Annotated in this window: 13 protein-coding genes; 7 read left to right on the top strand and 6 right to left on the bottom strand. The window is 58.6% G+C overall.

Annotated features, from left to right (window positions below):
- Nucleotides 1-59 precede the first annotated feature (59 nt).
- Nucleotides 60-1,418, top strand: a complete 1,359-nt coding sequence (gorA, locus tag ABFB52_RS15820) for a glutathione-disulfide reductase (RefSeq protein WP_129973259.1) — start codon at nucleotides 60-62, stop codon at nucleotides 1,416-1,418.
- On the opposite strand, the gene ABFB52_RS15815 is transcribed toward gorA, so the two are convergent.
- Nucleotides 1,415-2,419 (bottom strand): DNA-binding protein, encoded by a 1,005-nt coding sequence (locus ABFB52_RS15815; RefSeq protein WP_129973258.1) that lies wholly within the window; start codon nucleotides 2,417-2,419, stop codon nucleotides 1,415-1,417. The genes gorA and ABFB52_RS15815 overlap by 4 nt on opposite strands.
- A 177-nt stretch (nucleotides 2,420-2,596) precedes the next feature.
- Here ABFB52_RS15815 and ABFB52_RS15810 point away from each other — a divergent pair, with 177 nt between their 5' ends.
- From ABFB52_RS15810 to ahpF, 3 genes are all read left to right on the top strand, one after another.
- On the top strand, nucleotides 2,597-3,535 hold the full coding sequence (locus ABFB52_RS15810) for a site-specific integrase (RefSeq protein ID WP_129973257.1): 939 nt from the start codon (nucleotides 2,597-2,599) through the stop codon (nucleotides 3,533-3,535).
- 136 nt (nucleotides 3,536-3,671) lie between these two features.
- Nucleotides 3,672-4,235 (top strand): alkyl hydroperoxide reductase subunit C, encoded by a 564-nt coding sequence (ahpC, locus tag ABFB52_RS15805; RefSeq protein WP_007958941.1) that lies wholly within the window; start codon nucleotides 3,672-3,674, stop codon nucleotides 4,233-4,235.
- 130 nt (nucleotides 4,236-4,365) lie between these two features.
- Nucleotides 4,366-5,928, top strand: coding sequence for an alkyl hydroperoxide reductase subunit F (ahpF, locus tag ABFB52_RS15800; protein ID WP_102688035.1), 1,563 nt, complete (start codon nucleotides 4,366-4,368; stop codon nucleotides 5,926-5,928).
- An 83-nt stretch (nucleotides 5,929-6,011) separates the two neighbouring features.
- On the opposite strand, the gene gloA is transcribed toward ahpF, so the two are convergent.
- Nucleotides 6,012-6,533 (bottom strand): lactoylglutathione lyase, encoded by a 522-nt coding sequence (gloA, locus tag ABFB52_RS15795; protein WP_129973256.1) that lies wholly within the window; start codon nucleotides 6,531-6,533, stop codon nucleotides 6,012-6,014.
- 142 nt (nucleotides 6,534-6,675) lie between these two features.
- Here gloA and ABFB52_RS15790 point away from each other — a divergent pair, with 142 nt between their 5' ends.
- A complete protein-coding gene (locus ABFB52_RS15790; RefSeq protein ID WP_007958947.1) occupies nucleotides 6,676-7,194 on the top strand; it encodes a DUF4946 domain-containing protein in 519 nt (172 codons plus the stop codon).
- Nucleotides 7,195-7,400: 206 nt separating this feature from the next.
- Here the strand turns inward: ABFB52_RS15790 and ABFB52_RS15785 are convergent, their stop codons facing one another.
- The 3 genes from ABFB52_RS15785 to ABFB52_RS15775 form a co-directional block, all read right to left on the bottom strand.
- Nucleotides 7,401-7,766 (bottom strand): histone-like nucleoid-structuring protein, MvaT/MvaU family, encoded by a 366-nt coding sequence (locus ABFB52_RS15785; protein ID WP_011334329.1) that lies wholly within the window; start codon nucleotides 7,764-7,766, stop codon nucleotides 7,401-7,403.
- Nucleotides 7,767-8,000: 234 nt separating this feature from the next.
- Complete coding sequence (locus ABFB52_RS15780) at nucleotides 8,001-9,536, bottom strand: EAL domain-containing protein (RefSeq protein ID WP_129973255.1); 1,536 nt, start codon at nucleotides 9,534-9,536, stop codon at nucleotides 8,001-8,003.
- A 106-nt stretch (nucleotides 9,537-9,642) separates the two neighbouring features.
- Nucleotides 9,643-10,515: a LysR family transcriptional regulator gene (locus ABFB52_RS15775; protein ID WP_085745544.1), complete on the bottom strand. Its 873-nt coding sequence runs from the start codon at nucleotides 10,513-10,515 to the stop codon at nucleotides 9,643-9,645.
- 76 nt (nucleotides 10,516-10,591) lie between these two features.
- Here ABFB52_RS15775 and ABFB52_RS15770 point away from each other — a divergent pair, with 76 nt between their 5' ends.
- Together ABFB52_RS15770 and hppD are read left to right on the top strand one after the other, a co-directional pair.
- Entirely contained in the window at nucleotides 10,592-11,539 is a 948-nt protein-coding gene (locus ABFB52_RS15770; protein WP_085745545.1) for a DMT family transporter, read from the top strand.
- Nucleotides 11,540-11,785: 246 nt separating this feature from the next.
- Nucleotides 11,786-12,862, top strand: a complete 1,077-nt coding sequence (gene hppD / locus ABFB52_RS15765) for a 4-hydroxyphenylpyruvate dioxygenase (protein ID WP_007958955.1) — start codon at nucleotides 11,786-11,788, stop codon at nucleotides 12,860-12,862.
- Nucleotides 12,863-12,925: 63 nt separating this feature from the next.
- On the opposite strand, the gene rarD is transcribed toward hppD, so the two are convergent.
- Nucleotides 12,926-13,807, bottom strand: coding sequence for an EamA family transporter RarD (gene rarD / locus ABFB52_RS15760; protein ID WP_129973254.1), 882 nt, complete (start codon nucleotides 13,805-13,807; stop codon nucleotides 12,926-12,928).
- Nucleotides 13,808-13,866 lie beyond the last annotated feature (59 nt).

Below are 13,866 nucleotides of genomic sequence, written 5' to 3'. Positions count from 1 at the left end.
AGGAGTGCTTGCCCAACGGACGACGGCGGGTATGCTGATCGCCTGCCGAGGAGATAGAAATGGCCTACGATTTTGACCTTTATGTGATTGGCGCCGGTTCCGGCGGTGTGCGGGCTGCGCGTTTTGCTGCCGGGTATGGTGCGAAAGTGGCGGTGGCCGAGAGCCGTTATCTGGGTGGTACTTGCGTCAACGTCGGTTGCGTACCGAAAAAACTGTTGGTGTACGGCGCCCACTTTGCCGAAGACTTCGGACAGTCCTCGGGTTTTGGCTGGAGCCTGGGCGAGGCGGATTTCGATTGGGCCACGCTGATTGCCAACAAGGATCGCGAGATCAATCGCCTGAACGGCATTTATCGCAATCTGCTGGTTAACAGCGGCGTGACGCTGCATGAAGCCCACGCGAAAATCGTTGGTCCGCACGAAGTTGAGGTCAACGGCGAGCGCTACACCGCGAAGAATATTCTGATCGCCACCGGTGGCTGGCCGCAGATCCCGGAGATTCCGGGGCATGAGCATGCGATCAGCTCGAACCAGGCGTTCTTCCTCAAAGAACTGCCCAAGCGCGTCCTGGTCGTCGGCGGCGGTTACATCGCCGTCGAATTTGCCGGGATTTTCCATGGCCTGGGCGCCAACACGACGTTGTTGTATCGCGGGGATCTGTTCCTCCGTGGTTTCGACGGTTCGGTGCGTAATCATCTGAAGGAAGAGCTGACCAAGCGCGGTCTGGATCTGCAATTCAATGCCGACATTGCCCGCATCGACAAGCAATCCGACGGCAGCCTGAAGGCCACCCTCAAGGATGGTCGCGTGCTGGAAGCGGATTGTGTGTTCTACGCCACCGGTCGGCGTCCGATGCTGGACAACCTGGGGCTGGAAAATACCGATGTGCAGCTAGACGACAAGGGTTTCATCAAAGTCGACGAGCAATATCAAACCACCGAGCCGTCAATTCTGGCGCTGGGCGATGTCATCGGTCGTGTGCAGTTGACGCCAGTGGCGCTGGCTGAAGGCATGGCGGTGGCGCGACGTCTGTTCAAGCCTGAGCAATACCGCCCGGTGGATTACAAGATGATCCCGACGGCAGTGTTCAGTCTGCCGAACATCGGCACCGTCGGCCTGACCGAAGAAGAAGCGCGGGAAGCGGGTCACGACGTCGTGATCTATGAAAGCCGCTTCCGGCCGATGAAGCTGACCCTGACTGATTGCCAGGAGCGCACGCTGATGAAGCTGGTGGTCGATGGCAAGTCCGACAAGGTGCTGGGCTGTCACATGGTCGGGCCGGATGCCGGCGAGATCGTACAGGGGCTGGCAATCGCGTTGAAGGCTGGCGCCACCAAGCGTGACTTCGACGACACCATCGGGGTACACCCGACGGCGGCCGAAGAGTTCGTCACCATGCGTACACCGGTCGGCGCTTAAGTCTTTTTCGGTTCTGCTGCGTCTGGCGCTGCCGCAGCGGTGGTGGCCAGGCGCAGGCTGTCTTGCGCCTTGGTCAATTCCTTTTCCAGTGACTGATTGAGCTGCGACTGTTCGTCGACGTTTTGCTTGAGCGTCTGGCTTTCCAGCAACGCCACGCGCAGGCGTTCCTGGAGGAGGGTGCGTTCGCTGTCGACGCGGGACGCTTGCTCCAGCAATTGATCCTGACGCTGATTGCTGTGCTTGAGCTGATCCTGCACCAAGCTCAGTTCACGCACGGTGCCGCGATTTTCGGTCAGCAGGCGCTCGTTGTCGCGGTGCAGCTGGGTGATCTCGTCCTGGCGTACCAGCGCACTTTGTTGCGCCTGACGCAACTCCATCTGCAACTGCTGCACCTGGCTTTCGTGACGGCTTTGCTCCTGCTCTCGCTGTTCCTTGATGGCGTTGCGGTAGTGTTCAAGCGCATCGCGGGCGTGCAGGTGTTTCTCTTCCAGCGAGCGGATCTGCTCATCCTTGTCCTGCAAGCGCAATTCAAAATCGGCCAGCGCCTGATTCAGTCCGGCATTGCGAGTCTGCTCGGTCTGCAGCATCGAGCGGGTATCGCTCAAGGCTTCGGATTCCTTGGCCAGCGCGGCGGCCTGGATGTCGTGCTTCTTCTCCAGTTGCGCGTGATCCTGACGAAGCTGATTCAGCTCGTCCTCCAGTGCCTGACGCTGTTGCTCGTACTGCTCGCGCGCCTGATCAATCGGCTCCTGCGCCTGTTCTTTCAGGCGTTGGGCAAGGCGCGTGACGAGTGCCAGCAGCTCGTCATCGATAGGTTCTGCTGAAGGATCGGCCGGTTCGCTGCCGTCATCCAGCTCCTTCAGGTAGCGATGAATCGTGGTTTTGGAACCCGTATTACCCAGCTCGATGCGTACTGCGTCGATGCTGGGGTGTTCGCCACGGGCGAGGATCGCTGTGCGCGCGATCTGAACTACTGCTTTGTTAACGCCGCCACGGGCCATATCTGCTCCTACCATTTCGTACTGTGGTACATGCCACCAAAGTACGCAGTGTACCATGTTGAAAATAAAGTGAAACAAGCACCGATAAACGGGCGGGATATACTGGTATTACCCCATGTGAAACCCCTAAAATCGGTTTCCGCACAAACCCTCATTACGCCACGAGAAAATCAGCCCATGAGCGATATCGATCGCTACCTGCAAGCCGCCACCCGTGACAACACCCGTCGCAGCTATCGTGCGGCCGTCGAGCATTTCGAAACGGTATGGGGTGGGTTCCTGCCCGCGACAGCGGACAGCATCGCGCGGTATCTGGTGGCGCATGCGGGCGTGTTGTCGGTCAACACGCTGAAGTTGCGTCTGTCGGCGCTGGCGCAGTGGCACAACAGTCAGGGCTTCGCCGATCCCACCAAGTCGCCGGTGGTGCGCAAAGTGTTCAAGGGCATTCGCGCCCTGCATCCCGCGCAGGAAAAGCAGGCCGAGCCATTGCAGCTGCGCGACCTTGAACAGACAGTTGCCTGGCTTGAGCAGGAAATGAAAGACGCCCGGGAACAACAGGACCGGCCGCTGCTGCTAAGAGCTTGCCGCGACCGCGCGTTGATCCTGCTGGGCTTCTGGCGTGGCTTTCGCAGCGATGAATTGTGTCGTGTGCAGATCGAGCATGTGCAGGCGCACGCCGGCAGCGGCATCACCCTGTACCTGCCCCGCAGCAAGGGTGATCGGGAAAACCTCGGCCAGACCTATCAGGCTCCGGCGTTGCTCAAGCTATGTCCGGTGCAGGCCTATATCGAATGGATCACTGAAGCGGCGCTGGTACGGGGCCCGGTGTTCCGCGCCGTCGACCGCTGGGGCAATCTGAGCGAGGAGGGCTTGCACGCCAACAGCGTGATTCCGTTGCTGCGCCAGGCCCTGGAGCGCGCCGGGATCTCCGCCGAGCGCTACACCAGCCATTCCCTGCGACGCGGCTTCGCAACATGGGCCCACCAAAGCGGCTGGGATCTCAAATCGTTGATGAGTTACGTGGGCTGGAAGGATATGAAGTCTGCCATGCGCTATGTTGAAGCGAGCCCCTTTCACGGGATGGCCCGGATTACGGATAAGCCGCTGTCGCCGTAGATATCGTTTTCTTCTATTAATACAGTCCGCTAATAGCGAAAACAAATCAGCAGCATCAGGTTTGCCAATGAGCCATCCGTCGAGTGACTGGGTAGGATTCACCCATCGAATTCACAACCCTGACGGAGAGTCATCAATGCCTATCATCAACAGCCAAGTAAAACCGTTCAAAGCTACCGCGTTCAAAAACGGCGACTTCGTACAAGTCTCGGACGCTGACCTGAAAGGCAAATGGTCCGTAGTGTTCTTCTACCCGGCCGACTTCACTTTCGTTTGCCCAACCGAGCTCGAAGACCTGGCTGACAACTACGCCGCCTTCCAGAAACTGGGCGTAGAGATCTACAGCGTTTCGACCGACACCCACTTTGCCCACGCTGCCTGGCACAACACTTCGCCAGCCATCGGCAAAATCCAATACACCATGATCGGCGACCCGACTCAGGTCATCTCCCGCAACTTCGACGTGCTGATCGAAGAAGCTGGTCTGGCTGACCGTGGCACCTTCGTGATCAACCCTGAAGGCCAAATCAAAATCGTTGAACTGAACGATGGCGGCGTTGGCCGTGACGCTTCCGAGCTGCTGCGCAAAATCAAGGCTGCTCAGTACGTCGCTGCTCACCCAGGCGAAGTTTGCCCGGCCAAGTGGAAAGAAGGCGAGGCCACTCTGGCTCCGTCCCTGGACCTGGTCGGCAAGATCTAAGTCTGTGACACACGCAATGCAGGGCGGGATTCCGCACCTACTTAAGTAAGCTGCACCGCCCAATAGAAAAGCCCGGGCGAGATTCGCTCGGGCTTTTTTTCGCCTCAAATAAAGTCAGGAGATCGCCCGTATGTTGGACGCCAATCTTAAAGCCCAGTTGAAATCGTACCTGGAACGGGTCACCCAGCCGATCGAGATCGTTGCTTCACTCGACGACGGTGCGAAATCCCGTGAAATGCTCGATCTGCTGAAAGACGTTGCCAGTCTTTCGCACCAGATTACCTTGATCGACAGCGGCGACGATGCACGCAAGCCGTCGTTCTCGATCAACCGCCCGGGTGCCGATATCAGCCTGCGTTTCGCCGGTATCCCGATGGGCCATGAATTCACTTCGTTGGTGCTGGCCCTGCTGCAAGTCGGCGGCCACCCTTCGAAGGCCAGTGTCGAAGTGATCGAACAGATCCGCTCGCTCAAGGGCGACTTCAACTTCGAGACTTACTTCTCGCTGTCCTGCCAGAACTGCCCGGACGTCGTTCAGGCGCTGAACCTGATGGCCGTGCTGAACCCGAACATCCGCCACGTCGCCATCGACGGCGCGCTGTTCCAGGACGAAGTCAATGATCGCAAGATCATGGCCGTGCCGAGCATCTACCTCAACGGCGAAAACTTCGGCCAGGGCCGCATGGGCCTGGAAGAAATCCTCGCCAAACTCGACACCGGCGCCATCGAGCGTCAGGCCGAGAAAATCAGCGCCAAAGAGTCTTTTGATGTGCTGGTAGTCGGCGGTGGCCCGGCGGGTGCTTCCGCGGCGATCTACGCCGCACGTAAAGGCATTCGCACCGGTGTTGCAGCCGAGCGCTTCGGCGGTCAGGTGCTGGACACCATGGCCATCGAGAACTTCATTTCCGTGCAGGAAACCGAAGGCCCGAAACTGGCGACCGCGCTGGAAGAACACGTCAAGCAGTACGACGTCGACATCATGAACCTGCAACGCGCCGACAAGCTGATCCCCGGCAAGAATGGCGAGCTGCATGAAGTCCGCTTTGCCAGCGGCGCGACCCTCAAGGCCAAGAGCGTGATTCTGGCGACCGGTGCACGGTGGCGTGAAATGAACGTGCCGGGCGAGCAGGAGTACCGCAACAAAGGCGTGGCGTACTGCCCGCACTGCGACGGCCCGCTGTTCAAAGGCAAGCGTGTGGCGGTGATTGGCGGCGGTAACTCCGGCGTCGAAGCGGCCATCGACCTGGCGGGTATCGTCTCCCACGTGACCCTGCTGGAGTTCGACGTTCAGCTGCGCGCCGACGCCGTATTGCAACGCAAGCTGCACAGCCTGCCGAACGTCACCGTGATCACCAGTGCGTTGACCACTGAAGTCACCGGCGACGGCCAGAAGGTCAACGGCCTGCGCTACAAGGATCGCAATACTGACGAGCTGCGCACGGTCGAGTTGGAAGGGATCTTCGTGCAGATCGGTCTGCTGCCTAACACTGATTGGCTCAAAGGCACCATCGAGCTGTCGCCGCGCGGCGAGATCATCGTCGACAACCGCGGTGAAACCTCGATCCCCGGCATCTTCGCTGCCGGTGACGTGACCACCGTGCCGTACAAGCAGATCGTGATTGCAGTGGGCGAGGGCGCCAAGGCTTCTCTCAGCGCTTTCGATCACCTGATCCGCACTTCGGCTCCGGCGTAAATCCCGGGCCTGAAAAAGAAAACCCCCATCAGTGATGATGGGGGTTTTTCTTTGCGGGGGGTGCTTTCTAGCCAGGTTCAGCTTTACAGCGGTGCCGGCTGGATGATCTCGACCCAGTAGTCATCCGGATCCTTGATGAACGCCAGACTCTTCATGCGGCCATCGGTCAGGCGCTTCTGGAAGTCGCAGCCCAGTTCTTCAAAGCGTGCGCAGGCAGCGACGATGTCCGGTACCGAGATGCAGATGTGGCCGAAGCCACGCGGGTCGGTGTTGCCGTTGTGGTAGGCAAAGTCCGCGTCGTTTTCGGTGCCGTGGTTGTGGGTCAGTTCCAGGATGCCGGGAATCGACTTCATCCACTCGGTGCGGGCAGCGGCGTCGGCCGGGATCTGCGATTTGTCGACCAGGGCGAGGAAGTACAGGCTGAATTCAGCTTCCGGAAAATCACGCTTCTCTACCAGCGAGAAACCCAATACACGGGTGTAGAAGTCCAGCGACTTGGTGATGTCTTTGACGCGCAGCATGGTGTGGTTGAACACGAAGTTGCGGGTTGCGCTGTCCGGGGTGGCGGTGACGCCAGGGAAGGTGTTCAGTTCTTGCAGGCTCATGGGCCCTCCGTAACAAATTGGGGCGAGTGAATGGGCGCAATGATACGCATGCCTGGCAGCATCGCCAAACCGAAAGCGCGGGCTTGCCCTGTGAGCGGGCGGGCCTCAGACTTTACGGCTCAATCCGCGAGTGCCTCTGGTAATGATCCGACCGTTCAAATCGCTGTTCGTTTTCCTGGGTTTTTCCCTGCTTGCTCTGCCTGCCTTTGCCGAGGCGCCGAGCATCACCTGGCCGGCTGGCTGGGAAGTCGAGGCGCTGCCTGAAACCTCCCCGGAAGTCTCCCGTCAGCGGGCAGTGAAGACTGACGCCGATGGCAATCAGGTGATGGTGATGGAGTTGACGATGACCCGCGTGGAAAGCGGCCATCAGGTCAACTTGCAAGGCGTGTTGCTGGAGATGCGCAAGTCGGTTCAGAAAGACTTTTTCCAGAGCGGTTATCAGAGTGTCTGCAACAAGGTTCACGCGAGTACGCTGGGCTCGCTGACCGCGCTTGAAACCACTTGTACGGTGACTGAAAACGGCCGCCATGTGTTGTCGCAAACATTGGTTGCAGCGGTCGAGGCGGATAAGGCTTACGTACTTTCGTATGCAGGGCAGGCAGAGGTTTATAAGGCGAGCGGCGACGACATAGTGGCTGCGCGAAACAGCTTGAAATTCTAGTCGTCTGTTCGTGGCCGGTCTGGTGTTAGATACCGGAACTGATTAAACATAAAGTTAACTCCGGCTAACGGGGCAACATTCGGAAGCATAGTTTCAGTGCGAGAGCGGTTTGAGACTCAACTTTCCCGCCAGAAAAATCGTTGTATTTGTTAAATATTGTCCAAAAAAAAGCCCTGCATATGCAGGGCTTTCATGTTTGCGAGGGATTAACCGCGCAACCAGGAATCAACGGTAGCTGCACCGTATTGTTCCTTCCAGGCCTTTAGGCCGCGATGGTTGCCACCCTTGGTCTCGATCAGCTCGCCGGTGTGCGGGTTCTGATAGACCTTGACCACGCGAGCGCGGCGGGTTTTAGGTGCGGCGGTCGATTGCAGACCGGATTTCGCCGGGTTCGGATCGAGAATGGCGATGATGTCTTTCAGGCCTTTGCCGTAGGTTTTCATCAGCCCCTGGAGCTTTTCTTCGAATTCGATTTCTTTCTTGAGCCCGGCATCGTTCTTCAGCGATTCCAGCTGCTTGAGCTGCTCCTGAAGGGCCTTTTCAGCTGCACGAAATTCAGCGAGTCTGGACAATATCTTTACTCCAATAGTGTGTTTGGCTGATACCAACCGCAAACAAAGCTATAAGCCAAGAGCCTTGAAGCGACTCGGTGATAATGGCTCACCTGCCCATCTTGCAACAGGTAAGAAAAATTGTAGTAGTTAATGCGACAAGAGTAAATCCTGACTTTTTCTTCATGTAACAATAACGCTGTTTTGTATCAATTTGGTGCGCGCTGTCGGCGAGTCTGGATTTATCCCGTCAAGTTAATGATGAGTTAATGCTTCGATGAAGTCTGCAGCCGGCATCGGTTTGCCGAAAAGGTAACCTTGCAGAAAGTTGACATGGTGAGCGGCCAGATAATCACACTGGGCTTGCGTCTCCACACCTTCGGCCACGATGCCCAGATCCAGTTTGGTAGAAAGCTCGATGATGGTGTCCAGAATGTGCCGCGACAGGGCATCTTTATCGATCATGGCCACGAATGTCTGATCGATCTTGAGGAAGTCGACATTGAAGGTCCTCAAATAGCCGAGGCTTGAATGACCGGTGCCAAAGTCGTCAATCGCGATCTTCACGCCCATTGCGCGCAGTTGCGCGAACAGTTGATGGGTGATGTCGGACGGCTCGATCAGCTCGCGTTCGGTCAGCTCCAGTACCAGGCTGATGCTGCCAGGCTGGAACGCTGACAAAAATTCACGGCAATCTTCAACCAGCTCCAGATCGTGGCAGTGGCTGGCGGTGATGTTGATGCCGATGTGGAAGGGCGCGGTAAAGGTCGATGACAGCGGCCCCAGCACAACAGCCGTTTGTTGCATCAAGGCGCGGGTCATCGGCACGATCAACCCGGAGTGTTCGGCAAAGGGAATGAACAGGTCCGGACGCACCAGCCCCTCCTTGGGATGTTTCCAGCGCATCAGCACTTCCGCGCCCGACCAGCGTTTGCTGTCGCCGTGCACCACCGGTTGAAAATAGGGAATGAATTCACCTGCTTCCAATGCCCGAAGCATTTCATGGCTGGGCGAGGTGGAGCGCTTCTGAACGATGTAGCCGATCGTTCCTGATACGGCGCCGAAGAACATCAGCAGACTGAACAGCGGCGGATACTCGTCTTTCATGTAGCGCCAGGTTTCGCCTTCCGGAAAAGCCGCTGTCACCGAGAATGCATAGTGTGATGAGTGCAAGATACTTTGCGCCACGGGCAACGCGGGCAGGGCCCCCTGATGCACTTTGCCGTCGGCGGAGAGCCAGTTGTTGCCGACTTGCAGCAACAACAACGTGTGCCGGCCGATCAGGCGCAGGATGTTGCTCAGGTGATAGCCGTCCAGCGTGCTCAGTGCGCCACCGCGTCCCTCGCTCAGGCGATACACCAGCAGCGCGGTGTTTGGCGTCACCGGGTTGCCGTTCATGAGCCACAACTTGCCTTGGGCGTAGTCGCCGGGATTCACGACTTCCTTGAAGTCGCCGAACAGCGAACTGCAATAGAGGTTGTCGTCCCACACCAGATTGGTCGAGCGCACAAACGGGCGGCGGGTGACTTGTTCGCGCAGGGCCAGTTTAACCGTCTCGCAGGTCTGGCCGGCCAGCGGCAGCAACTCCCGGGCGGCCTGGGCAGTGTTGTCGAGCATCAGTTCGAACTGCCGCAGGGCTTCATCGGCGGTGTGTTGCGAACTCTGCTGAAGGGCGCGTCCGGCCTGCATATAAAGAATCACGCTGCCGAGTACGATCGGCAGCAAGCCGCACAGCAATGTCACGATAATCCGTGTGCTGCGCTTGCGGCGGGGCCTGACGGTCAGTGGCATGGGCGCATCCTGTCGCGGTGGAGTGGGGCTCTTGATGGCAGGCGAAGCGTGCGCGCAAAGCCCGAGGTCTGAGCCCATGATAGATGGCCAATGACACCTGCGCCGCTCAACGATAATCCAGCCGGGTTGCCAGCTGAATGAATGCCAGCGTGGCAGGCGATGCCTGGCGCTGGTCCAGCACCGCCAGGCCGACCTGCCGGGTGACTACGGGGGACAGCGGTCGCTTGATGTATCGCGGTTCCGGATCGAAAGGCAACGAACCTTCGGCCACCACGGTCATCGCATCGCCCCGGCCCACGGTGTCGAGCGTGCTGAGCAGCTGCGAACAGCGATAGCGGATGTTGGGGCTCAACCGCGCGGCGTTGAACAGGCGCGAAACCAGTTCCGACGAACCCGCCTCGGTCAGCACAAACGGATCGTTGCACAGGTCTTTAAGACTCACTGAGTCGTGCGCCGCCAGCGGGTGACCGAGCGGAAGAAGGGCGACCATCTGATCTTCAATCAAGGTGAACGTGTCGAAGCGCTCCTCGGGCAGCACCACAAAACCGATATCGATCCGCCGCTCCTCCAGCCACTGAATGACCTGCCGATCCGGGCCTTCATCGATGTGCACTTCGATCCCCGGATGCGCCTCGCGATACTGCTGAAGAATCCGCGGCAACAATTTGATCGAAGACGTCGGCCCGAACGAGCCGATGCGCAGCGTGCCGCGTTTCATGCCGCGCGCATCCGCCGCCTCCTGACGCAAGGTGTTCGCCAGCCCAAGCATCGCCCGTGCCCGCAACAGCAGTTGTTCGCCGATGTCGCTCAGTTCCACTTGCGATTGATGCCGGCGCAGCAGCTCGACGCCCAGTTCCTGTTCCAGCGACTTCAATGCATGAGACACCGCTGACTGGGAAATTCCCAGACGATGGGCGGCGAGGGTGAAGCCGCGCAGTTCGGCCACCAGCGAGAAAATTTCGAGTTGGGTCAGGGTCATGAGTAAAGACTCATTTTACGATGATGAGGAATCAATCGAATGATACGTCATCCGTCAGTCTCATCGTTGGAGCGTTATGAGTTGTCATGAACCTGTTCGTCCGGTCGCCTCGGACATGCCCGTCTATTTGAACCTGGCCTTGGTCACCATGATCTGGGGCGGAACGTGGGTGGCCGGGCGTTTTCTGGCCGGCAGCCTGAGCCCGGTGTTTGCTGCCAGCCTGCGGTTTCTGCTGGCCAGCGTGGCGTTGCTCGTGTGTTTAAGGCTCGCTCGAATACGGTTGGCGCGGCCTACGTTCAGGCAATGGCTGCAACTGGCCCTGTTGGGGTTCTTCGGAATTTTCTTCTACAACCTGTGCTTCTTTTACGGGTTGCAATACATCAACGCTTCCCGGGCCTCGTTGATCGTGGCGCTGAATCCGGCGGTCATTGGTCTGGCGTCATGGCTGCTGTTCAAGGAGCGGCTGAGCCCGTTGAAGGTGACCGGCATCGCAATCTGCATCGGCGGGGCGGGTGTGGTGATCGTCAGTCGCAACCCGCAGCTGTTGAGCGAAACGCCGGACGCGTGGATTGGCGATCTGCTGATCCTCGGCTGCGTTTTGAGCTGGGGCGTCTATTCGCTGTTCTCTCGCGGCCTGAACCAGAGCATCGGTCCGGTGCAGACCGTGACCTTTTCGATTCTGCTGGGCACCCTGATGTTGTGGGCGCTGGCCCTGAGCCGGGGCGAAGTGGACGTTGCAGCGCTGGCGGCACTTGGCACACGCCAATGGCTGAGCCTGGCTTATCTGGGCGTACTCGGTTCGGCGCTGGCCTACATCGGTTACTACGATGGCATCCGTAAAATCGGCGCCACGCGTTCCGGCGTGTTCATTGCGCTCAACCCGCTGACCGCCGTGCTGGCCGGTGCAATCCTGCTGGGTGAACAGCTGACGCTGGCCATGTGCCTGGGCGGCGTGCTGATTCTGGCGGGCATCTGGCTGTGCAACAAACCCCTTGCACCGGCCGGAAAAAAGCGGATTTTATAGAGAGGGCAGACAACCCTATTTACGCTGTGTAGAATCGGGTTACGCATACAATAATAATCGTCTTCTGGCAGCAGAAGCCTCGCCCGCAAGAGCCTTGGGTCGACAATGAAGATATTCGGGTTTCAACTGATCTACGGTGACTTCCTCGCCCGCAGTGTGCGTGGCATCTCCTGTGCGCCACCCACCGGTCTCAGCATTACTGACAAATAACTCTGGTTAATTGATAAGAATGATGAGGCGCCAACCATGGCAGATTTATACGAAAACCCAATGGGCCTGATGGGCTTCGAGTTCATCGAGTTCGCATCGCCGACACCTGGCACCCTGGAGCCGATCTTCGAGATCATGGGCTTCACCAAGGTCGCGACCCACCGTTCCAAGAACGTGCACCTGTATCGTCAGGGCGCGATCAACCTGATCCTCAACAACGAACCCCACAGCGTTGCTTCGTACTTCGCGGCCGAGCACGGCCCGTCCGTTTGCGGCATGGCGTTCCGGGTCAAGGATTCGCAGAAGGCCTACAACCGCGCACTGGAACTCGGCGCCCAGCCGATCCACATCGAAACCGGCCCGATGGAACTGAATCTGCCGGCGATCAAAGGCATTGGCGGTGCGCCACTGTACCTGATCGACCGTTTCGGCGAAGGCAGCTCGATCTATGACATCGACTTCGTGTTCCTCGAAGGCGTTGACCGCAACCCGGTCGGTGCCGGCCTGAAGATCATCGACCACCTGACCCACAACGTGTATCGCGGTCGCATGGCCTACTGGGCGAACTTCTACGAGAAGTTGTTCAACTTCCGCGAAATCCGCTACTTCGACATCAAGGGCGAATACACCGGCCTGACCTCGAAAGCGATGACAGCGCCGGACGGCATGATCCGCATCCCGCTCAATGAAGAATCGTCGAAGGGCGCCGGGCAGATCGAAGAGTTCCTGATGCAGTTCAACGGCGAAGGCATCCAGCACGTGGCGTTCCTCACCGACGACCTGGTCAAGACCTGGGATCAGTTGAAGAAGATCGGCATGCGTTTCATGACCGCGCCGCCGGACACCTACTACGAAATGCTCGAAGGCCGCCTGCCGAACCACGGCGAGCCGGTGGATCAACTGCAATCGCGCGGCATCCTGCTCGACGGTGCGTCGGATAAAGAAGACAAGCGTCTGCTGCTGCAGATCTTCTCGGAAACCCTGATGGGCCCGGTGTTCTTCGAATTCATCCAGCGTAAGGGCGATGATGGTTTCGGCGAAGGCAACTTCAAGGCACTGTTCGAATCGATCGAGCGTGACCAGGTGCGTCGCGGTGTACTCGCTACCGAGTAATCCGCACCAGATGTAAAAAAGCCCGGCCTGCAATTGTGCAGGCCGGGCTTTTTATTGCGCGTCTTATGGGCCCCGCTGGCGCATCAGATGCTTGAAGCCTTCAAACACCAGCACCACCACGGCGAGCCAGATCGGGATGTAGGTCAGCCATTCTCCGGGCTTGATGCTCTCACCCAGCAGCAGCGCCACGCCGAGCAACAACACTGGCTCTACGTAACTCAACAAACCGAACAGACTGAACGGCAGAAGGCGACTGGCAATGATGTACACCACCAGCGCCGACGCACTGATCAGGCCGAGCAGCGGAATCAGCCATGTCAGCGCCGGGTACTGATCGAACACGCCGAAACCCTGTTCGCCGCCGCGCACAAACCAGTACGCCACCGGCAGCATCAGGGTCATGTCGACCCACAAACCGCCGAGGTTGTCGGTCTTGAGGTATTTGCGCAGCACGAAGTACAGCGGGTAACCGACGACCACCACCAGCGTCGCCCAGGAAAACCCGCCGACCTGATACAACTCGTTCAACACACCGAGGCTGGCAAAAAAAACCGCGACTTTTTGCAGGTATGACAGGTTTTCGCCATAAGCGATGCGTCCGGTCAGGACCATGGACAACGGCAGCAGGAAGTAGCCCAGCGACACATCGAGGCTGTAGCCGTTGAGCGGCGCCCACATGAACAGCCACAACTGCACGCCCAGCAGCGCTGACGAAAGAATCAGGCCGCCGATCAACTTCGGCAGCGCAGGGATCCGGCGCAGCAGCTCCAGCACCCGCCGCCATTCGCCGGAAACCAGCATGAACACGGTCATGCAGGGCACGGTCAGCAACATCCGCCAACCGAAGATTTCCACGCCGCTCAACGGGGTGAGCAACGAGGTGTAGTAATACATGACGGCAAACAGCGTCGATGCTGTCACCGATAAAGCAATGCCTTTAGACAAACTGTCCTCGCGGGGGTGATGGTGAAACGGGGCGCGCAGGATACGTGGTTTTTGTGCTG

It is taken from the genome of Pseudomonas sp. 9.2(2024), from assembly GCF_039695385.1.
In the GTDB taxonomy this organism is placed as follows: domain Bacteria; phylum Pseudomonadota; class Gammaproteobacteria; order Pseudomonadales; family Pseudomonadaceae; genus Aquipseudomonas; species Aquipseudomonas paraglycinae.
The sequence above is the reverse complement of the archived record's forward strand: the minus strand, read 5'-3'. Positions and strand labels throughout refer to the sequence as shown.